Annotated in this window: 20 protein-coding genes; 4 read left to right on the plus strand and 16 right to left on the minus strand. The window is 42.0% G+C overall.

All coding sequences use genetic code 11. From position 1 onward, the window contains the following. Nucleotides 1–274 precede the first annotated feature (274 nt). Nucleotides 275–1,105, plus strand: a complete 831-nt coding sequence (gene purU / locus PSH50_RS05285) for a formyltetrahydrofolate deformylase (RefSeq protein ID WP_024033106.1) — start codon at nt 275–277, stop codon at nt 1,103–1,105. 155 nt (nt 1,106–1,260) lie between these two features. On the opposite strand, the gene PSH50_RS05290 is transcribed toward purU, so the two are convergent. From PSH50_RS05290 to acs, 3 genes are all read right to left on the minus strand, one after another. Beyond that, nucleotides 1,261–2,856 carry an AbgT family transporter gene (locus PSH50_RS05290; RefSeq protein WP_054982716.1) on the minus strand — a complete coding sequence of 532 codons (1,596 nt, stop codon included), beginning with the start codon at nt 2,854–2,856 and terminating at the stop codon, nt 1,261–1,263. A gap of 274 nt (nt 2,857–3,130) precedes the next feature. Continuing rightward, complete coding sequence (locus PSH50_RS05295; RefSeq protein WP_004586197.1) at nt 3,131–3,781, minus strand: response regulator transcription factor; 651 nt, start codon at nt 3,779–3,781, stop codon at nt 3,131–3,133. Nucleotides 3,782–3,885: 104 nt separating this feature from the next. After that, nucleotides 3,886–5,826, minus strand: a complete 1,941-nt coding sequence (acs, locus tag PSH50_RS05300; RefSeq protein WP_273587463.1) for an acetate--CoA ligase — start codon at nt 5,824–5,826, stop codon at nt 3,886–3,888. Nucleotides 5,827–6,244: 418 nt separating this feature from the next. On the opposite strand from acs, the gene PSH50_RS05305 reads away from it, so the two are divergent. Beyond that, nucleotides 6,245–7,414, plus strand: coding sequence for a DcaP family trimeric outer membrane transporter (locus tag PSH50_RS05305; protein ID WP_004586195.1), 1,170 nt, complete (start codon nt 6,245–6,247; stop codon nt 7,412–7,414). A gap of 405 nt (nt 7,415–7,819) precedes the next feature. Beyond that, nucleotides 7,820–9,949 (plus strand): TonB-dependent siderophore receptor, encoded by a 2,130-nt coding sequence (locus tag PSH50_RS05310; protein ID WP_273587462.1) that lies wholly within the window; start codon nt 7,820–7,822, stop codon nt 9,947–9,949. Nucleotides 9,950–10,284: 335 nt separating this feature from the next. Here the strand turns inward: PSH50_RS05310 and recA are convergent, their stop codons facing one another. Then, complete coding sequence (gene recA, locus PSH50_RS05315; protein ID WP_004586193.1) at nt 10,285–11,328, minus strand: recombinase RecA; 1,044 nt, start codon at nt 11,326–11,328, stop codon at nt 10,285–10,287. A 65-nt stretch (nt 11,329–11,393) separates the two neighbouring features. Continuing rightward, nucleotides 11,394–11,885 carry a CinA family protein gene (locus PSH50_RS05320; protein ID WP_273587461.1) on the minus strand — a complete coding sequence of 164 codons (492 nt, stop codon included), beginning with the start codon at nt 11,883–11,885 and terminating at the stop codon, nt 11,394–11,396. Between the two features lie 21 nt (nt 11,886–11,906). Between PSH50_RS05320 and mutS the strand changes: the two genes are divergently transcribed. Beyond that, a complete protein-coding gene (mutS, locus tag PSH50_RS05325) occupies nt 11,907–14,492 on the plus strand; it encodes a DNA mismatch repair protein MutS (RefSeq protein ID WP_248531623.1) in 2,586 nt (861 codons plus the stop codon). A 132-nt stretch (nt 14,493–14,624) separates the two neighbouring features. Here mutS and rpoS read toward each other — a convergent pair whose 3' ends face one another. The 11 genes from rpoS to PSH50_RS05380 form a co-directional block, all read right to left on the minus strand. Further along, complete coding sequence (rpoS, locus tag PSH50_RS05330; protein ID WP_024033114.1) at nt 14,625–15,599, minus strand: RNA polymerase sigma factor RpoS; 975 nt, start codon at nt 15,597–15,599, stop codon at nt 14,625–14,627. A 35-nt stretch (nt 15,600–15,634) separates the two neighbouring features. Continuing rightward, the gene (locus PSH50_RS05335; RefSeq protein WP_273609344.1) at nt 15,635–16,459 is read right to left on the minus strand and encodes a peptidoglycan DD-metalloendopeptidase family protein; all 825 of its coding nucleotides are present in this window, start codon (nt 16,457–16,459) and stop codon (nt 15,635–15,637) included. Nucleotides 16,460–16,500: 41 nt separating this feature from the next. Further along, on the minus strand, nt 16,501–17,079 hold the full coding sequence (locus tag PSH50_RS05340) for a YqaA family protein (RefSeq protein WP_004586188.1): 579 nt from the start codon (nt 17,077–17,079) through the stop codon (nt 16,501–16,503). A gap of 9 nt (nt 17,080–17,088) precedes the next feature. After that, a complete protein-coding gene (locus PSH50_RS05345; protein ID WP_004586187.1) occupies nt 17,089–17,727 on the minus strand; it encodes a protein-L-isoaspartate(D-aspartate) O-methyltransferase in 639 nt (212 codons plus the stop codon). Continuing rightward, nucleotides 17,717–18,481 carry a 5'/3'-nucleotidase SurE gene (gene surE, locus PSH50_RS05350; protein ID WP_004586186.1) on the minus strand — a complete coding sequence of 255 codons (765 nt, stop codon included), beginning with the start codon at nt 18,479–18,481 and terminating at the stop codon, nt 17,717–17,719. Before surE ends, PSH50_RS05345 begins: the two co-directional genes overlap by 11 nt. Next, nucleotides 18,462–19,511: a tRNA pseudouridine(13) synthase TruD gene (gene truD / locus PSH50_RS05355; RefSeq protein WP_273587457.1), complete on the minus strand. Its 1,050-nt coding sequence runs from the start codon at nt 19,509–19,511 to the stop codon at nt 18,462–18,464. The genes surE and truD overlap by 20 nt, the downstream gene beginning before the upstream one ends. Continuing rightward, nucleotides 19,508–20,005, minus strand: coding sequence for a 2-C-methyl-D-erythritol 2,4-cyclodiphosphate synthase (ispF, locus tag PSH50_RS05360; RefSeq protein ID WP_121637863.1), 498 nt, complete (start codon nt 20,003–20,005; stop codon nt 19,508–19,510). Before ispF ends, truD begins: the two co-directional genes overlap by 4 nt. Continuing rightward, entirely contained in the window at nt 20,002–20,703 is a 702-nt protein-coding gene (ispD, locus tag PSH50_RS05365; RefSeq protein WP_273587456.1) for a 2-C-methyl-D-erythritol 4-phosphate cytidylyltransferase, read from the minus strand. Before ispD ends, ispF begins: the two co-directional genes overlap by 4 nt. After that, nucleotides 20,693–20,980: a cell division protein FtsB gene (ftsB, locus tag PSH50_RS05370; protein WP_004586182.1), complete on the minus strand. Its 288-nt coding sequence runs from the start codon at nt 20,978–20,980 to the stop codon at nt 20,693–20,695. The genes ispD and ftsB overlap by 11 nt, the downstream gene beginning before the upstream one ends. A 30-nt stretch (nt 20,981–21,010) precedes the next feature. Then, a complete protein-coding gene (locus PSH50_RS05375) occupies nt 21,011–21,640 on the minus strand; it encodes a hypothetical protein (RefSeq protein WP_024033119.1) in 630 nt (209 codons plus the stop codon). 75 nt (nt 21,641–21,715) lie between these two features. Further along, entirely contained in the window at nt 21,716–22,195 is a 480-nt protein-coding gene (locus PSH50_RS05380) for a DUF2947 domain-containing protein (protein WP_024033120.1), read from the minus strand. Nucleotides 22,196–22,244 lie beyond the last annotated feature (49 nt).

Here is a 22,244-nt window from a genome sequence, read left to right on the forward strand (position 1 = left end):
AAGCTAAACTGCGCCGCGGTTTGTAATCTAGGCAACTAGGTTACAAACCGTGCACGCACTAAATACTTACCACTAAACCTTTTTTAAATACCCGCTTGTTAAAATTTATGGTGTTTATCTGCCTTATTATTAACGTATTTTTAATTGTCCTTCACTTTATTGAATCATTTATACCTATTTGACCGATTAATTCTAAATTTACGCATAAACCCCTTGCTTTATGCGTTAAAAACCAAATAATGAAGCAATTATAAACTGGGTAAGAATGAGGAAAATGAGCTATATACTAACCACCCAATGTGCCGACGATGTAGGCCTAATTGCCAAAATTACAGGGCTTTGCCACGCGCACAATTTAAATATTACACGTAATAACGAATTTGTAGATAAAGACGCCAAGCGCTTTTTTATGCGCACTGAACTAACCGGCGAACCACAAAGTGACTTTTTATCGCAATTACGCGCTTTATTACCTGAGGGTGCACAACTTGCTCTACATGATGATACAAAAACTAAAGTGGTACTGCTTGCAACAAAAGAAGCACATTGCTTAGGGTCTGTATTACTTAAACAGTTTGAGCAAGCGTTAAATATTGAAGTATTAGCTGTGATTGCCAACTACCCAGATTTAGAGCCATTAGCAAAAGGCTTTGATGTGCCTTTTCATGTTGTTTCGCACGTAGGCCTAAGTCGCGCCGAGCATGATGAAAAAGTAGGTGATTTAATTGCCTCTTATAACCCTGACATTATTGGCTTGGCAAAATACATGCGCATACTAAGTCCTGAGTTTGTGGGTCGCTTTGAGAACAAAATTATTAATATTCACCACTCGTTTTTACCGGCCTTTATTGGCGCTAAACCGTATCATCAAGCATTTGAGCGCGGCGTAAAAATTATTGGTGCTACGGCTCACTTTGTAAATAATGAGCTAGATGAAGGCCCTATTATTTTACAAGACGTTACCAGCGTAACGCACGCTAACACCGCTGAAATGATGGCTAAAATGGGTAAAGACGTAGAAAAAACCGTGTTTAGTAAAGCCTTACAACTAGCTTCTGAACACAAACTATTTATTAACGGTAATAAAACCGTGGTATTTAGCTAAGTGGTATAAGACCCCTTTTTACATACTATAAAGCCAGCAATAGGGCTCTCCCCTTTTGCTGGCTTTTTTATGCCTAACAGCTTAATTAGAGTCAGATATTAGCTGTAGCTGTGTTTGATCCGACACCGTAATTAATTGTAAATTGGCATCCACCATTAAGGTGTGTAATAAATAGGTGACTCAGGCCCTACTGGCAAGCCTAAAGCAAACACCCATACGTAAAATAAAATGACCCAACCGATAAAAAACACAATACTGTATGGCAGCATGGTGGCCACTAACGTTCCTATACCCATGTCTTTTTTATATTTAACTGCTACAGCTAAAATTAAGCCAAAATAGCTCATCATTGGGGTGATTAAGTTAGTCACAGAGTCACCAATACGATACGCCGCTTGAATGGTTTCTGGCGCGTAACCAATAAGCATAAGCATAGGCACAAAAATAGGGGCTGTAATCGCCCACTGCGCCGATGACGATCCTAAACTCAAGTTAACCATTGCACACATTAATATAAACAATACAAACACTTCTGGGCCGGTAAGGTTTAACGCTTGTAATAGTGCTGCACCATTAATTGCCAAAATAGTGCCTAAATTAGTCCATTTAAAAAAGGCCACAAACTGGGCTGCAAAAAATACTAATACTATATATAAACCCATTGAGCTCATGCTTTTGCTCATTGCGTTAATAATGTCTTTATCATTTTTCATGCTGCCAACAACACGCCCGTAAACAAAGCCTGGCACACTAAAAGTTACAAATATAATTGCGACTATTCCTTTTAAAAAAGGCGAGCCTGCCACTTGGCCTGTTTCTGGGTGGCGTAAAATGCCATCGGCAGGAATAATCGTCCAAGCAAATAACGACAGCACCACTAATAGAGCAACGCCCGCCCATTTTAGACCGGTTTTTTCTAACGCGGTAAGTGTATCAATATTGTTTTGTGACAAGTCGATACTGGCTTCATCGGGGTTATATTTACCTAAACGCGGCTCTACTATTTTTTCGGTTACGAGTGTACCCAGTGCGGCGATAAGTAATACTGATATCATCATGAAATACCAGTTAGCCTCGGCGCCAACCTCGTACGTTGGGTCAATCATTTGTGCTGCAGGCGTAGTTATACCTGCTAATAATGGGTCTATTGTGCCAAGTAGTAAATTAGCGCTATAGCCGCCAGAAACACCGGCAAATGCAGCCGCTAAGCCAGCTAAAGGGTGGCGCCCCAAACTATGAAATATCATGGCTGCAAGCGGAATTAACACCACATAGCCAAGCTCAGAAGCTGTGTTAGACATTATGGCCGCAAACACCACCATAAAGGTAACTAAACGCTTTGACGCGCCCATAACCATGCCACGCATAGCAGCAGAGAGTAACCCTGAATGCTCTGCAACACTTACCCCAAGTAGTGCCACTAATACAGTGCCTAAAGGCGCAAAACCGGTAAAGTTAGTAACCAGGCCAGCCATTATACGCTGTAGCCCCTCAGCACTGAGTAAACTAACAACTTCAATTACTCCATCAGGCGCACGCCCTGCTGCCCCAATCGGTCTTGGGTCAATTGCGCTTAGCCCAAACCAATCGGCAATACCACTTATTAGCACAATTGAAACCGCAAATATCGCAAATAAAGTAATGGGATGAGGAAGCATATTTCCTAAAAACTCAACGGTTGCTAAAAAGCGATTAAATAAGCCGTTATTGTCTTTAGGTTGATTATTAGGTGAGTGTGTGGAGTCTGTCATACTTGGCTCTATAAATTACAAAATTGCGCTAACCTAGCATTGTTTGCAAAAGAGATCATGTATAAAAGGTAAATGACGTGTAGGTTTTAAGTTTAAAAAGCGCTGCTTGAGTGTATTGGCTTTTGTGGATTGAAGTTTATTCAGTCTTGCCATATCACCCAGAGCAGCGAATATCTGGTATTTGTAAGCGCTTATCACCTATTAACTGGCAATAAGCTCATTAGCTAGGCACGGCTTTGCCTAACGATAAACATATTTTAGCGCTTTTAATATTTTAAGCTTGCTCTATTGGTTCTAGTTGTAGTTTAGCTGCAATAAGAACGGCTTGAGTACGGTTATAAACGCCAAGTTTTCTAAAAATTGCGGTAATGTGTGCTTTGACTGTTGCCTCAGAAATATGTAGTTCGTACGCTATTTGTTTGTTTAGTAACCCTTCATGAAGGTATTGCAATACACGATATTGCTGCGGCGTTAACGATGCAACCTGCGCGGCAATTTCTCTGTCTTCTCCTTCTATTTCGGCTACTTTATTCTTTAACTCTTTTGGAAGCCACGTATCGCCTTCTAGTATTTGGTTTATAGCATTAGCAATATCATCTGAAGATGATGACTTAGGAATAAAGCCCATTGCGCCATAACCCATTACCTTAGACACAATGTTTATGTCTTCACTTCCTGAGACAACCGCAATGGGTAAGCTTGGGTAGTCTTCGCGAATGCGGATCAGGCCATATAAATCGCCATTACCTGGCATGTGTAAATCTAGCAGTAATATATCAAGATCTTCTTGTTCGCTAAGTACTTGCAGTGTGCTGTCAAAATCTGATGATTCAAATACCTCTAAATCGTCAAACTTAGCACTTAATGCTCCTTTTAGTGCCTCGCGAAATAACGGATGATCATCCGCTATTAAAAACTGACTCATGGTTCGCTCCTAATAAATTCGGCTGCCAATAAGGTATAAAGTACTTACTGACAGCCGATATACTACGTTTAGAATCAACTTGTAATCAAGTTTTTAACGCGCATTTAACGATTTAATCGATTTTCTATGAGCTCATCTACCACGGTTGGGTCTGCAAGTGTTGATGTATCCCCTAGCTGTTGGTGTTCATTTGCGGCTATTTTACGTAAAATTCGACGCATAATCTTACCTGAACGCGTTTTTGGTAGGCCTGGCGACCATTGAATCATATCAGGGGAAGCTATTGGACTTAGTTCTTTACGTACCCAATTACGGACTTGAGTTGTCAGCTCATCACTTACAGTAACGCCCTCATTTGGCGTAATGTAAACATAAATACCTTGGCCTTTAATATCATGCGGATAACCTACTACGGCGGCCTCTGCTACAGCTTCGTGAGCAACCAGCGCGCTTTCTATTTCAGCGGTGCCTAAACGATGCCCTGATACATTAAGCACGTCATCAACACGCCCTGTGATCCAGTAATAGCCATCTTCATCACGACGACAGCCGTCACCTGTAAAGTAAACACCGGGGTAAGCACTAAAATAGGTTTGTTCAAAACGTTCGTGGTCGCCATAAACAGTACGCGCTTGTGAAGGCCAGCTATCTAATATCACTAAATTACCGTCAACGGCACCTTCTAGTGTATTACCCTCTGCATCAAATAGAGCCGGCGCAATACCAAAAAACGGATGCGTTGCTGAACCTGGCTTAGTTTGGGTGGCACCAGGCAGTGGGGTGATCATAATGCCGCCCGTTTCGGTTTGCCACCACGTATCTACGATTGGGCAATTAGCATTACCAATATTTTCGTAATACCACGTCCATGCTTCAGGGTTGATGGGTTCACCCACCGAGCCTAAAATGCGTAAACTTTGACGATTAGATGACGCGGTTGGCTCATCGCCTTTAGCCATTAACGCTCGAATAGCGGTTGGTGCAGTGTATAAAATGGTTACGCCGTGCTTATCAATCACCTCCCCCATACGCCCTGCGGTTGGGTAGGTCGGCACGCCTTCAAATACCACTTGCGTACAGCCATTAACCAGTGGGCCATAAGCAATATAGCTGTGGCCGGTGATCCAACCTACATCGGCGCTACACCAATATACGTCGTCCTCTTGTAAATCAAATACGTATTCGTGGGTCATTGATGAGTAAACTAAGTAACCCCCTGTAGTATGCACAACCCCTTTTGGTTGGCCGGTAGAGCCCGAAGTATATAAAATAAAGAGTGGATCTTCTGCATTCATTGGCTCCGGTTCGCACTGCGCCGGTTGGTCGGCTACAAGCTCATGCCACCAAATATCGTGCTCGTTCCAATCAACTTCGCCACCGGTTAGCTGATGTACAATAACGTGTTCAATGCTTGTCACCAACTCTTGTGCTACGGCTTCATCAACATTCGCTTTTAAAGGAACACAATTACCAGCTCGGCGGCCTTCATCGGATGTGATCACCACTTTAGCGCCAGAGTCTTTAATTCGATCTGCAATGGCAGAGGGAGAAAAACCACCAAATACAACCGAGTGAATAGCACCAATACGTGCACAGGCCTGCATGGCGTAAATTGCTTGCGGCGTCATCGGCATATAAATAGCAACTCGGTCACCTTTTTGTACGCCCAGTTTTTTTAAACCATTAGCAAAGCGTGCCACTTCATCATGTAATTGTTGGTAGGTAATGTTTTCACTTTGGTTTGGGTTGTCTCCTTCCCAAATAAGCGCAACTTTATCGGCTTTGGTTTTTAAATGGCGGTCAATACAGTTATAAGAGGCATTTAAAACTCCATCTTCGTACCATTTTATATCGATATGGCCTTTATCAAATGAGGTGTTTTTTACTTTGGTATACGGAGTAAACCAATCTAAGCGCTGGCCATGTTCACGCCAAAACCCTTGTGGGTCATCAATCGACTGTTTGTAGAGTGTATTATATTTTTCGTTATCAACTAACGTCGTTTTTTCAATATGTGCAGGAACAGGATAGATACTTTGTGACATCTCAGTCTCCATTTTAATAACTTGCCATGATTAAAGGATTACTCAGCAGTACTTTATTAAGTATTAGACCTTAGTTGTACAACCCTTCTAATTAACATTTTGTGGTTTATAATCTCGCCGCTCATGACTTTTTTACATAGAAATACAGTATGTTAAATATAAGTAAGTGGCCATTGAATTACTCTTAAACCTTCGTCTTATAGACCAATAGGTAATTGAGTAAATTTTGCACATATTTAAAAGTGGTTTTCGGACATTAAAATAATGATGCAGCCATGCAAGTTAAACACTTATTTAACGAACTCGTAGCGTGATGCAAGATAAATAAATTTTTATTCGTAAGTAATACCTGTAGCAAGTAATACATTTGAACGTTTAAAAAGCAACAAACAACAAGTAGCCTTTAAAGGACACCACAATGAAATTTACCCCATTAAAAACTCTTGCAGCGAGTGCTGTATTATGTGCTTTAACAAGCACAGCTTATGCGGCAACTGCAGCTAAAGTAGGTAACACCGAATTTACTTACGGCGGATACATTAAGCTAGATACAATGTGGAGTGATTACTCTGCAGGCGCTCCTGATGGCTCAAATGTAGGGCGTGATTTTTACGTACCAAGCACACTGCCAGTAGGCGATGACGATGATTCGGATGCCGTATTTGATATGCATGCACGTGAGTCACGTTTTAACTTTGGTACGTCAACGTTAATGGATAACGGTAAAACAGTTAAAACTAAAATTGAGTTAGACTTTTTAGCATCGGCCCCTGGCGGTAACGAGCGCGTATCAAACTCTTATGCACCACGTATTCGCCATGCATTTGTAACTTACGATGGCTGGTTATTTGGACAAACATGGTCAAACTTTCAAAACGTGGGTGCACTTGCAGAAACACTTGATTTTGTAGGCCCTGCTGAAGGCACTGTTTTTGTTCGCCAAACGCAAATTAAGTACACAACCGGTGCTTGGTCGTTCTCACTAGAAAACCCAGAAAGCACAATTACCACTCAAGGTGGCGCACGTGTAGAAACAGATGATGCGTCACTTCCTGATTTTACTGCGCGCTACACACACAATGCCGATTGGGGTAACTTTGTAGTTGCAGCACTTGCTCGCCAACTTACTTATAAGGTAGGCGATGTTGACGCTGATGAAACCTCGTTTGGTATTAGCGCTTCGGGCCGTGTAAATTTTGGCGAAGATTACCTTAAATTTATGCTTACTCAAGGTAAAGGCCTTGGCCGTTACGTGGGCTTAAATGTTGCCCATGGTGCAGTGCTTAATGGCGATGAGCTTGATGCAATAGACTCAACATCTGGTTTTGTTGCTTATCAGCATAAATGGACAAGCCAGTGGCGCTCAACCTTCTTATATTCTTTCTTTAGTGCTGACAACAACACCGATCTATTAACAATATCAGGTGACCCTGTTGAATCAAGCCAAAGCTTTAGTGCAAACATTTTATACTCACCGGTTAAGCGTTTAACATTTGGTGCAGAGTTTAAACATGCCGAGCGCGAAACAGAAAGTGGTATTGACGGTGATTTAGAGCGCTTACAATTTTCTGTAAAATACAATTTTTAATTAAACATAGTGATCACAATAAAGCGGCTTAGGCCGCTTTTTTTAGCTATACAACTTGAACTTTGTTTAAAAGGTTTAATAGTATTGTGATAGTAATGGTATTTAAGAATGCTTTTTTGTCTGAGATTTTCAGTAAATTAAACACGGTTAGCGCTTAAATAAGCTTAAATAGCAGCATTTGGAAGAGCTCAGATAAAAGTTTGCACAGAAATAGCACCCTCTTTGCGATTAAGGAATATTACCTTAGCGCTAAACTAAGCGGCTATTTAGTTGCTAAAATCCACTAAATTCCCACAATTTCGGATAACTATTAATTATTTTGCACAAACTACAAGCATGTTATTGAAAATCACTCTCATTTAGATTATGTTATGCACTTCTTTTTTGAACCTATTGGAAAAACACATGTCGTCCCAACAAATTTTGCGTTTATCTAAGCTAAGCTTTATTACTTCACTTGTTTTATCTGGTCATGCATTTGCACAAGAAACTACAACAAATACAGATGACTCATTAGAAAAAATAGCAGTGTATGGCCAGCACCATAAAAACTACATCACAGAAGATGCGCAATCTGCTACAAAATTAGGCCTAACAATCAAAGAAACCCCACAAAGTATTTCTGTTGTTTCTCGCGCTTTAATGGATGATTTTTCACTAGATGATATTAACTCAGTGCTAGAGAGCACCCCCGGTGTAACTGTAGAACAAATAGAAACTGACCGTACTTATTTTAAAGCCCGTGGCTTTGAAATAACAAACTTTCAGGTTGATGGTTTAGGCATCCCACAAAGCTCAGGCTCTATTCAAGGCACTTTAGATACGTCTATTTACGACCGTGTAGAAATTGTACGTGGTGCAAACGGCCTGATGACTGGCGCAGGTAACCCATCTGCAACCGTAAATATGGTATTAAAAAAACCAACTTACATAACTCAAGCGCATGCATCTGCATCGTATGGTTCATGGAACAACAAGCGTTTAGAAGTAGATGTTTCAACGCCAATTAACGACGACCACGCTGTGCGCGCCGTATTTACCAAGCAAAAAGCGGAGTCATACCTAGATCGTTACGAAACAGATAAAACAATTGCTTATCTTGCTTACGAAGGCAAGCTAACCGACGACACAACATTAAGCATCAACTATGTTAACCAACAAAAAGATGCCGATAGCCCACTTTGGGGCGCACTCCCTCTTTATTACACCGATGGCACAGCAACAAACTACGACGCCTCTACAAGTACGGCATCTGATTGGTCTTACTGGGATAACAGCGCAGAGCAAGTATATGTAACACTTGAGCAAAACCTATCGGCTACGTGGGTTGCAACAGCGCGTTACGCACATATAGAAAACGAGCAAGACTCAGAACTATTTTACGTATTCGGTACGCCAGATAGCGAAACTGGCCTTGGTTTAACAGGTTACGCAAGCCGTTACGACTACGAAGATAAGCACGATTTATTTGATTTATACGCCAGCGGTAAATTTGATTTATTTGGCCAAGAACACGACCTGTCATTTGGTGTTAGCCAAGCAAAAATGGATTACAATGAGCAGTCGCTTTTCGATTACACCACGGGCAACGGCTTTCCTGCAATGCCATCACTTGACACATGGGATGGTGTAGCGCCTGAGGCAACACTTGTTGATGCCTTAAGTGGCAGTGACATAAAAAATAAGCAACAATCAGCTTATATATCTACACGTATAAAGTTAGGTGAACCATTAAGCGTACTAGCCGGTGTGCGTTACACTGATTGGGAAACTTCTGGTAGTGCTTATGGTGTAGAACAAACACGTAACGACAGTGAAGTTATTCCGTATGTTGGAGCTGTATACGATTTCAATGAATCATTTTCAGCTTATGCAAGTTACACTGAAACGTTTGTGCCGCAAAAAGAACTAGATATCAACAATGAGCAGCTTGCACCAATAACAGGTAAAAGTAGCGAAATTGGTTTAAAAGCACAGCTTTTAGACGATCAAGTATTTGTCACCTTTGCATACTTTGATGCAAAACAGGAAGGACTTGCCGTTGAAATAGCAAACACAGCACCAAATTCTCGTTACTACGCCGCTGATGGTATTAACAGTGACGGTTTTGAAATTGAGCTAAGTGGTAAAGTAACCGACGATTTAAGTGCAAGCATCAGCTTTAGTAATTTAAGTATTGATGGTGATGATTTAGTTGAAGATTACACACCAGAGAATCAGCTAAAACTGGCTGCAACTTACCAAGTACCATTTGTTGAAGGCTTGACATTTGGTGCAAACTACCGCTGGCAAGACTCTACAGCTCGTGACCAATATAATGAAAATGTTGAGCCTAGAGTATATGTAACAACCACGAACCAAGATGCTTACGGTATTCTTGATTTAATGGCTAACTACAAAATTACAGAAAACGTTGGGGTTACTTTTAACGTCAATAACACCACGGATGAAAAATACCTACACAGCCTATACTGGGCTCAAGGTTATTACGGTGCGCCGCGTAACTACGCGCTATCTGTAAACTGGCAGCTATAAGTCGCTTTTTTAAAGTACGGCTTTTAAATTTAAACGGCACTTTTTAGTGCCGTTTTTGCTTTCAGCCCATTTAAGTTAAAACGCTTATCACCCTCCTTGCGCTATCTACCTTATGCAAAGTATTTGCAATACCATGCTTTTATTACGCGCCTCAATTAAAAAGCGTACTTGTTAGCCAGCCTCACTATAAATATGGCTAAGCGCTATTTAAACTGCATCTATTAAAGCCTGTAAGGTTATAGTTTTAGCGTGCTTTAAACACAAAAAGGCGCTAACCACTGCTGGTTAGCGCCTTTTAAAGCTCGGGTCAAATCAAGCTTAGAGAACGTTTACACTTAAAGGTCAGACTCAGCGCCTAATACGTCTTCGCCATCTTCTGGCTCAACCGTTGCTTTTAATAGCAACATATCACGTAACTTACCTTCAATTTCATCTGCAATTTCTACGTTTTCTTTCAAAAACTTAATAGAGTTTGATTTACCTTGGCCTACTTTATTGCCGTTGTAGCTGTACCAAGCACCTGCTTTTTCAACAATTTTGTGCTTAACACCTAAATCAATTAACTCACCTTGTTTAGAAATACCTTCACCATACATAATGATGAATTCAGCTTGTTTAAACGGTGGTGCAACTTTGTTTTTAACTACTTTAACGCGGGTTTCGTTACCGACTACCTCATCGCCTTCTTTAACAGAGCCAATACGACGAATATCAATACGCACTGATGCGTAAAACTTAAGTGCATTACCACCTGTTGTTGTTTCAGGGTTACCAAACATTACACCAATTTTCATACGAATTTGGTTAATGAAAATACATAGCGTATTTGAGCGTTTAATATTACCTGTAAGCTTACGTAGTGCTTGCGACATTAAACGTGCTTGTAAGCCCATGTGCGAGTCGCCCATGTCGCCTTCAATTTCAGCTTTTGGTGTAAGCGCTGCAACAGAATCGACAATAACAACATCTACAGCACTTGAACGTACTAACATGTCACAAATTTCTAGTGCTTGCTCACCGGTATCAGGCTGAGAAACTAACAGCTCATCAATGTTAACACCTAATTTTTGTGCGTATACCGGATCAAGAGCATGCTCAGCATCAACAAAGGCACATGTTTTGCCTTCTTTTTGAGCCTGCGCGATAACTTGCAAAGTAAGCGTTGTTTTACCTGAAGACTCAGGGCCATACACTTCAACAATACGCCCCATAGGCAAACCGCCTATGCCTAAAGCAATATCAATCCCAAGTGAGCCTGTAGATACAGCATCAATATTTAGGGCTTTGTTATCGCCCAGTTTCATAATTGATCCCTTACCAAATTGACGCTCAATTTGTGATAGTGCAGCGTCCAGCGCTTTTTGTTTATTATCGTTCATTCTGTTCTCCAAATCCGGCTAATGCGAACAAGTATACTGTATGAAATCACAGTATCAAGTGAAATTTATAACTTTATCTTCTCGATAGTTCTTTTCAATGCAAATTCAATAGCTTGCATTCTAACTTGCGCTCTATCGCCGTTGAATATTTGCTTAAACGTAAATTGTTCATTGGCAATTTGTATGCAAAACCACACAAAGCCAACTGGTTTATCGGACGTAGCGCCACCTGGCCCTGCAATGCCCGAAATTGCCACTGCAACATCAGCTTTGGCAACGCTTGCGGCACCAAAAGCCATCTCTTTTACTGTTTGCTCACTCACCGCACCAAATTGCTCTAGCGTAGTATTGGCCACATTAAGCAGTTCATGCTTAGCTTCATTACTATAAGTAACAAATGCGCGGCCCAAATAACCTGAGCTACCTGGCGTATCTGTAAGCGCATAACTCACTCCGCCACCAGTACATGATTCAGCGGTAGTGATCCATAAGCGTTTATCCGTTAAAATAACGCCCAATTGCGCAGCAAGTGTTTTAATCTCTTGATGTAATTCCATATTCAGCCTTTGGGTAAATACATGTCGTTTGATCTTTATGCACCGCACACTATAAAACAACAAACCCCTATGATGCAGCAGTATCTAAAAATAAAATCAGAGCATCGCGATATTTTATTGTTTTATCGTATGGGGGATTTTTATGAACTCTTTTTTGACGACGCTAAACGCGCGGCCCAACTACTCGATATTTCGCAAACGCATCGTGGTAAAGCCGGCGGCGATCCTATCCCTATGGCGGGTGTCCCTTATCATGCAGTAGAAAACTATTTAGCTCGTTTAGTGCAAATGGGCGAATCGGTTGCTATATGTGAGCAAGTTGGCGATCCTGCAACCAGTAAAGGGCCAGTAGAGCGCAAAGTCGTACGTATCGTTACTCCGGGTACTATTTCAGATGAAGCGCTATTGCAAGAACGCCAAGATAACTTACTCACTAGCGTATGGCAAAATAAAAAAGGGCTATACGGTATTGCCTACCTTGATATAAATTCAGGGCGCTTCAACGTAGTTGAAGTTAACACCGACGAAGCATTTACTTCAACCTTACAGCGCTTAGCACCCGCTGAGCTTTTATACTGTGAAAGCTTTGAAAACACACATTTAATTGAGCATATAAAAGGGGCACGCCGACGCCCTGAGTGGGAGTTTGACCTAGACACCGCGCAACACTTACTGTGCGAGCAGTTTGGCACCAAAGATTTAGTTGGTTTTGGTGTAGATAAAGCGCATGCTGCTTTGGTCGCTGCGGGTTGTTTAATGCAATACGTAAAAGATACACAACGTATTGCGCTCCCTCACATTCGCGCTATTACGCTTGAGCATAACGAGCACGCAGTTATATTAGATGCGGCAACGCGCAAAAATTTAGAACTAACCGTTAATTTATCGGGCGGCTTTGAAAACACCTTAGCGCAGGTACTTGATAAAACCGCCACGGCCATGGGGTCGCGTTTACTTAAACGCCGCATTCATACACCGGTGCGTAATAAAAATGAGCTTAACTCACGTTTAAATGCCATTAGCGCTATTTTAGATGTGCAATTATATGGCGAGTTACACGACTCATTAAAAGAAATTGGTGATATAGAGCGCGTAATAGCACGACTTGCTTTATGCACTGCACGCCCGCGCGATTTAACCCGACTGCGCAGTGCCCTACAAGCACTCGCACCACTGCATGCTTTATTAAACGATGCTAATGATGAGCGTATCGCGAGCATTGTTCGCCATTCTCCAGAGCTGCCTGAACTACAAGCTTTACTTGAGCGTGCTGTTATTGATAACCCACCGGTACTAATTCGCGATGGGGGCGTTATTGCACCAGGCTACAACAGCGAACTCGATGAATGGCGAAACTTGAGTAAAGGCGCTACCGATATACTTGAGCAACTAGAGCTTAGAGAGCGCGAGCGCACCGGGATCAGCACATTAAAAATTGGCTATAACAAGGTGCATGGCTTTTTTATCGAGGTAAGTCGTGCAAATTCACACTTAGTACCTGCTGATTATATTCGCCGCCAAACGCTTAAAAATAATGAACGCTACATAATACCTGAATTAAAAGAGCACGAAGACAAAGTGCTTGGCAGCCAATCAAAAGCTCTTGCGCTTGAAAAACAATTATATGAAGAGCTATTTGAGTTTATAGCCCCGCATATTGAACAGCTTCAAATGATGGCTGGCGCATTAGCTGATTTAGATGTATTGAATAACTTAGCAGAGCGAGCACAAACGCTTAACTATGCTAAACCACAGCTATGCGATGATGACAATATAAGTATTAAACAAGGTCGCCACCCCGTGGTAGAGCAAGTAATGAAAGAACCTTTTATTGCCAACCCTGTGGAGCTAAATAGCCAGCGTAAAATGTTGATTATTACCGGTCCAAACATGGGTGGTAAATCAACCTATATGCGCCAAACAGCACTTATCGTATTGATGGCACATATTGGCTGTTATGTCCCTGCTGATAGTGCAAAAATTGGTAATATTGACCGTATATTTACTCGCATTGGTGCAAGCGACGATTTAGCCTCTGGCCGCTCTACTTTTATGGTAGAAATGACCGAAACTGCCACAATATTAAATAATGCAACTGCGCAATCTTTGGTATTAATGGATGAAATAGGCAGAGGCACCAGTACCTACGATGGCTTGTCACTTGCTTATGCAACGGCTGATCATCTGGCACAAAAAATATCTGCTAAAACATTATTTGCTACGCACTACTTTGAATTAACGGAACTTGCTGAGCAAAAAACTGGGCTGGTGAATGTGCACTTAGATGCCATAGAGCACAACGACACCATTGCATTTATGCATACTGTGCTTGATGGTGCAGCAAGTAAAAGCTTTGGCTTACAGGTCGCAGCGCTTGCCGGCGTGCCTAAAGCCGTGATAGCCCAAGCAAAACAAAAGCTTAAACTGCTCGAAAACCACCAAAGTGTAACAGCGCCTAATGCTGAGCAGCAGGCGTTTTCATTTGCTAATGAGTTACCTGCGCCTGAGCCTTCTGAAGTTGAGGAGCAGCTCGGTGCCATTGACCCTGATAACCTATCGCCGCGTCAAGCACACGAACTTCTTTATAAATTAAAAGCACTACTTTAAATATAGGTAACTTGAGCGGTGGTTAAGAGGCTGATAACACTGTAAATAGTATTTCTTGGGGGTCGTAAGACATAAAAAAAGCTGAAGGTTTTATCCTTCAGCTTTTAAACACATAGACAGTATAAAAGGGAGTTACGAGAACTGGTCAAACAAACTTTCTGTGCTTAACCCTTCTTGTTGTAAAATATCTTTTAAACGACGTAATGCTTCTACCTGAATTTGTCTTACGCGCTCTCGCGTTAAACCAATTTCACGGCCAACATCTTCAAGTGTTGATGGCTCATAGCCAAGTAAACCAAAGCGACGCGCTAATACTTCACGTTGTTTAGGGTTTAACTCACCTAACCAATCAACAATATGTTTGTTAATATCGTTGTTTTGAACTTCGCCCTCAGGGCCTGCGCTTTTTTCATCGGCAATAATGTCTAACAGTGCGCTGTCGTTCTCACCGCCAATTGGCATATCAACTGAGGCAATTTTCTCGTTTAAGCGTAGCATTTTAGTTACGTCTTCTACGGGTCTACCTAGGCTTTCAGCAATTTCTTCAGCAGTTGGCTCATGGTCTAGCTTTTGTGTCAGCTCGCGTGCTGTACGCAAGTAAACATTTAATTCTTTAACTACATGTATTGGCAGGCGAATTGTGCGCGTTTGATTCATAATGGCGCGTTCAATTGTTTGGCGTATCCACCACGTTGCATAAGTCGAAAATCTAAAACCGCGCTCTGGGTCAAACTTTTCAACAGCGCGAATTAAACCTAGGTTACCTTCTTCAATTAAATCTAGAAGTGCTAATCCTCGGTTGTTATAACGGCGGGCAATTTTTACAACTAAACGTAGGTTACTTTCAATCATACGCTTGCGAGATGCTTCACATCCACGTAGCGATTTGCGGGCAAAAAAGACTTCTTCTTCAGCGCTAAGTAGGGGAGAAAAACCAATTTCTCCTAAATAAAGTTGGGTTGCATCAAGGTTTTTAGTTACTTCCTCTTTTGCAAATATCTCTTCTTCGTTATCAACCTCTTCAAGTAATGCTGCAGTTTCTTCTACTGCGGTGTCATCAAATTTTTCGTCGGTGGTGTTTTTGTCAAGTTTTGCTGCGTTAGCCATAAGCCTTCTCCCGAGCAATTATCAATACCTAAAAATTAGGGAAGGTATTTAGCAGGATTGACAGCTTGCCCACGGTAGCGAATTTCAAAACGAAGCGCAGTGACCGAAGATTCTGACTTGCCCATTTCTGCTATTTTTTGTCCTGCCTTAACTTTCTGCTTTTCTCTAACAAGTAGTTTCGAGTTATGTGCATAAGCACTTAGGTAATCATCATTATGTTTCAAAATGATTAAATTACCGTACCCTCGAAGCGCATTACCCGCATACACCACCGTTCCTTGTGCTGCGGCTAAAACTGAAGCCCCTGTACGGTTAGTAATCTGTAAACCCTTGTAACCGTTTTCCTTATTAGAAAAGCGTTTAGTCACTTTGCCCTTTGCAGGCCAAAACCACTTTACTTTACTGCTCGACGAAGGTTTAGCATTACTAACTATTTCATTGGCTTGTTTTCGAACATACTCTCGTTGTTTCGGCTGATCAAGATTTTTCTTTAATTTTTTGTTAGTTTTTTGTTTTGTTTTAGTGGATGTTATTTTTTGTTTAACGGGTGAATTGCTAGCAACCGCATGGCTACTGGTGGCTACAAGCGAAATAACTTGCCCAGGATAAATAACATAAGGTGATGGAATTGAATTGTTTTTTGCAAGCGACCTAAAATCTTGCCCTGCACTAAAGGCAATGGAATATAAAGTATCACCCTTTTGTACTGTGTATTTATTGCCATTAATGTTAATGCCTTTTTGAAAATCATTAACATTAGTATTGAGGCTACTAACAGGAGCAGGAATATGGCGAGATGAACACCCAGTAAGAAAAACAGCAATAAATACAACTACATATAAAGCGTACTGACTATTCAAGGTGTTTTGCTCCGAAATTTAAAAAGTACTACTTTTGCTAGTTAGCGTAATAAAAAGTAAGCAACCGCTATTAATATAACTAAACCCCAGCCAAGTACTTCAACATATTGACGTAATTTTTGCTCCATTTTAACCCCGCCCCACTTCATTAAAGCAGAAACTAAAAAGAAACGCGCACCACGGCCAACGGCAGACGCTATTAAAAATGGTAAAAATGCCATTTGTAATACCCCTGCACCAATAGTAAATACCTTATAAGGGATAGGTGAAAAGCCCGCTAAAAATACCACCCACACGCCATACTCTTTAAACCATGTAAGCGCTGTTTCAAACTTTTCTTGCCAGTGCATCTGCTCAATAAAGGGCTGTACAACAGGCTCAAATAACCAGTAACCTAAAAAGTAACCTACAATCCCCCCAAGTACTGAAGCAACTGTTGCAAAGCTTGCAAAGCGCCACGCTTTACTTGGCTGAGCAAGCGACATAGGGGCAAGCATTACATCCGGTGGTACCGGAAAAAAAACAGACTCAGCAAAGCTCATGGCTGCTAAATAGCGCTCAGCAAAGCGGTGTTTTGCCCACACTAGGGCCATATCGTATAACTTAGTAAACAATTTCAACGTGAATTCCTATTCAATATCACCAGGGACGAGAGGGACAAACCGAACTGGTGCAATAACATGCTCTGTGAAGCTATCGCCTTGGCGAATAACCATGGTTAATTTTTGTTCTTGCTCTCCAATGGGGGCAAGGAGTACACCGCCATCAGCTAGTTGTGCAAGTAAGTCTTGAGGTACTTTCGATGCGGCCGCGGTAACTATAATACCATTAAACGGGGCCTGTGATTGCCAGCCTTGCCAGCCATCTGCGTGTTTCATGGTTACATTGTATAAATCAAGTTGATGTAAACGGCGTTTAGCCTGCCATTGCAGTGCTTTTATACGCTCGACCGAATACACCTTATTAAAACACTTGGCTAACACTGCGGTTTGATAACCAGAGCCTGTGCCAATTTCTAATACTTTGTCGCGTACGCCAGCCAAATGAAGCAGCTCGGTCATACGCGCCACAATATAAGGCTGCGAAATAGTTTGCCCTTGCCCTATTGGCAACGCCGTGTTTTCGTACGCCTTGTGTTTTAGTACATCATCAATAAAGGCATGACGTGGTATATCTGCAATGGCTTTTAATACCTGTTTGTCTTCTACCCCTTCTTGCTCTAATAGCTTAGAAAGCGCAATAGCACTGCGCGAGTAATTAGCCAGCACGGTTTATCTCCATTTCAGCTAACCACTGCCCAACCGCTTCAATACTTTCTTTTGCTGTCATATCAACACTTAACGGTGTAACTGAAGCATAGCCATTATTAACAGCGTAAAAATCAGTGCCCTCACCGGCATCGCTTTCAATACCAAGCGAGCCATACCAAAAAATATCACGCCCCCATGGGTCCGTTTGTTTGGTCATGGTTTCGGCTTTATGTCGAGCGCCTAAACGCGTAACTTGCACCCCTTTTAGCTCACTTAGAGGAATATCGGGTACATTTACGTTGATAATTTGATCTTTAGGCAGGGGGTGCGATGCCAGCCCTTTAATTATATTAACGGTCACAGCTGCTGCGGTTTCAAAGTGCTCACCATGGTGCGAGCAAAGCGACACGGCAATAGCAGGCAAGCCTAAATGGCGCCCTTCGGTCGCCGCTGCCACAGTGCCTGAATACAATGTATCATCGCCCAAATTAGCGCCGTGGTTAATACCTGCTACGACTAAATCAGGCGTTTCATCAACTAACTGATTAACCCCTAAATGAACACAATCAGTAGGTGTGCCATTAACCGATATAAAGCCGTTTTCAAGCGTGGTAGAGCGCAGTGGATTTATTAACGTTAACGAGTTACTGGCACCACTACAGTTACGATCAGGGGCTACAAGGGTTACATCGGCAATTTGCGTAAGAGCCTGGTATAAAACAGCAATCCCTTTAGCGTTTACACCGTCGTCGTTACTTAGCAGTATCTTCATTTTGACTGTCCTTTTCTTTTCGCTCATTAGGGCTTGCATCGGTGTAATCCACCAGCTCACGTAAAAGTGCGGTAGCAAAACACCCTTTAGGCAATCCAAAGCTTAATTTTAAAGTCGTTTCGTCTAGTGTTTCTATGGTTAAATCTTGCGGAATGAGGCGCAGCATACGGCGCTCATTTTTAAGGCCTAATTCGCCTAAGCCCTCACACCATGCTTGGTATGGTTTTAGCCATATTTTTTCTTGATTAGTTAAGCCCTTTTCGCTTTTACCAACCATAGGAGCCGACATCATAATATCGCCAGAGGCTAAACGTGCTATGTTTTCATCGCTTATTGCATCTTCAAAAAATGCGTTACTACCGCTTAGCATAAATACTTCACGGTGCATGGCTTTAGCTAACCCATGCTCTTTAACACGTAAGCTCACTATTTGATTAAATACATGAGAACGGGCAGCGGAGATAATAATACCGCGTAGTTTTTTATCGCGAATGCGCTCGCCGGCAAACATTTTTTCGGCCATAACTAAATTATGCCCATCGCGGCCAAAGCGCTGCTCGCCAAAGTAGTTAGGCACCCCCGCACGCACGGCATTAATGCGGCATAAAATATCAAGCGGCTGGGTTACATTACGAAGCGTAATAGTGAATCGGTTTCCTTTGTGGCAACCGGTGCGTAATTTACGTTCGTGGCGCTGTTGCGAAACTACAAAAATGCTGTCGCTATTGAGTTCACTAAAATCAATGTGCTTTTTAATGGGGACTTTTACGCTAAACCATTGGCTACACACGCCGTGGCGGTCTTTCATGCCAGCATAGCTTACTTCGCGCGGTGACACTCCAGCCTTTTGTGCAATTAACTTGGCCACGTACTGCGTGTTTTCACCTTTTTTAACGACCTGTAAGCATACATGCTCACCACTGCCGGTAAATTCTATGCCGAGGTCTTCATCAACCATAAAATCTTCAGCAACGGTTTTAAAGTCTGCTTTTGAAAGCGGTGCACCGTATAGGTAATTTAAATCGCTCATGCGCTTGCTGTACTCTCAGGCGCTTTGCTCATAATAACTACCGCATGGCTAGAAATACCTTCTTTACGCCCTTCAAAGCCGAGCTTTTCGGTGGTGGTCGCTTTAACATTGATTTGTGAAAGCTCGCAATTTAAATCGCTGGCTAAATTAGTGCGCATAGCGTGGATGTGTGGCAACATTTTAGGAGCCTGCGCCACAATAGTGACATCGCCATTGCCCAGTACATAACCTTGCTCTTTGGCAAGGCTTACAACATGGCGAAGTAAAATACGGCTGTCGATATTTTCATACTCGCTCGCCGTATCCGGAAAATGCTTACCAATATCGCCCATTGCCAAAGCGCCTAAAATAGCATCGCATAATGCATGAATAGCAACATCGCCATCTGAGTGTGCTAAAAAGCCCTGCGGGTAATCTATTTTTTCGCCGCAAATTGTTATTGGGCCTTCGCCACCAAATTTGTGTACGTCAAAACCATGGCCAATTCGAATCATAATGCTTGCTCGTTTTGTTGTTTGTTTAATAAAAACCCCGCTAGGTCTAAATCCTCCGGCGTGGTTATTTTAATATTGTCGCTGCGCCCTGCAATTAGCTTAACGGGTTTATTTGCCCACTCAATGGCACTGGCTTCATCGGTAATAGTTACGTTTTCACAAAGCGCACGTTGCAACGCATTTTTAAGCTCGTCATATTTAAAAAACTGCGGTGTAAGCGCTTGCCATAAATCATCACGAGGCACGGTTTGCTCGCTATGCGTGTTACCACGCTTTATGGTGTCTTTTACCTTGCTTGCTAAAATACCGCCTTCGTCGTCGGCTATACAATGCGCTATTAAGGTTTCAATATCGTTAATAGTGACTAAAGGGCGGGCTGCGTCGTGCACCAGCACCCATTCAGGAGGGTTATTTTCTAAAAATAATAGGCTATTAAGCACTGAGTCTGCTCGCTCTTGCCCGCCGTTCGCGCGTAAAATTCGCGAGTCTATGTGCGCAAGCGAGTCAAAATAAGGGTCGGTTTGACTAACGGCTACAACTATTTGGCTTAAGCTTTGTAATTGCGAAAGCTTACAGAGCGTGTGCTCTAAAATAGTTTTTCCTGCCAATTTAATATACTGCTTAGGTGCACTGTGCTGCATTCTGCTGCCTACGCCGGCAGCGGGTACAATGGCAGCTATTGAATTATTATTTTTCATGTTGTTTGCCCGGTAAAACACGTATAAATGTTTCATCCGGTTTAATCATTCCTAATTCGTTACGAGCGCGCTCTTCTATGCCTTCTTGACCAAGCTTTAAATCTTCTATGTCGGCGGTAAGTACTTTATTGCGCTTAATTAGTTTTTCATTAGTTTGTTGATGAGAAGCCACGGCTGCTTTTAAACGTGTATAGTCTTGCACACCGTTATGACCAAACCAAAGTCGGTATTGTATAAACAGTGCTAAGCACAACAGGCCAAGCTGAAAAAACCGCATTTAACACTCCCTATTCGTTTTTAAATAAAATTAGGCTCGTGGGCGTTTTATATTACGCCAATTAATATTACCCGCTAATAGCATTTCTCTAAGTGAAAGCAACCTAGGTGCGCAGCGTTTTGAAAATTGCCACTGATGCCCGCAACACGCCGCTGTTAAACTCATTTTACTGGGTTTTACCAACTGCGCATTTGCTTGTTCTAGGCCCTTGCCAAAAAAATCAAACCAGCCTAGTTCATTACAGTGCAGTTTATTGTCGCTTACTTGATCTATGCTGTCTATTCTTAGCCTCACTTGGTCATGGCTATTTATTAACACCGGCACTATTAGCCCCACTTGGGCATATTTTTTATAAAAAAGTTCATTTGCCTGAGCGTTAACCTCTGGTGGTGTTGGCTTTTGTTTTTCAAGCCAAGAGCCATTTTGTGAGTCGAGCGTAAACGGCGAACTCCCATTGGCAACCAAAGTTGCCGCCCGTTCTATATAATACGGTAAGCTTTTTAATTGGCGGCGTAGTTTATCGGCATTAGGCTCAGCAACTAAGCGCTGTACCTCTCGCTGATAAAACGCATTGCACAATTGTGCATACAGCACTTTTTGCGCATCACTTTGCCATATTTCTTGCTGCTGAGCTGCAAGTGGCTGACTCTTCGCTACCAATAGTTATACTCAAAAAACAATTAGGTAGCTGTTTTATAGCACAATAGCGGCTATTTTTTAAGCGCGCTAGGCAATTTAAGCGCTTGGCTTTTCACCTAATTTAGCAATGCCGCTTTCTAAAAATTGCACCACGGTATTACGCTTTTTACCAATTAATAAACTGCCATCAGCTAAAAACATAAAGTTTTGCCAATTACGTTTAAATACATCAAAGGTGGTTTCTATAACGTTATCGCGTGCCATACAAAAATAAACAGTGGTATTCGCCTGCCAATCTAAATGATCCAAAATAGCTTGTGGTAAGCTTTCGTCGCCATTTTCCCACGCATCTTCCCAATTTACTTCGTCGCTAAAGCTTTCTTCTTTACCGCACCAATCAGTTTTATCAAAAAAATCAGGGTGGTCGAACTCGCGGCTCACCATAGTGCTCCAAAGCACCGCAGCACGTTCGCTGGTCATTGGCTTAATACGCGCAGCGTCTTCTTCAGATACAGGGAGGTCTTTATGACGAAAAACCCAGGCTTTTTTGTGATCATCGAGCGAAATATAATTCATAGTGTTGGTGTATTCTTTGGCATAATAAAAAGCAAACGCAATTATACAA

This window comes from Pseudoalteromonas sp. Angola-7 (genome assembly GCF_028599255.1).
GTDB lineage: Bacteria > Pseudomonadota > Gammaproteobacteria > Enterobacterales > Alteromonadaceae > Pseudoalteromonas > Pseudoalteromonas atlantica.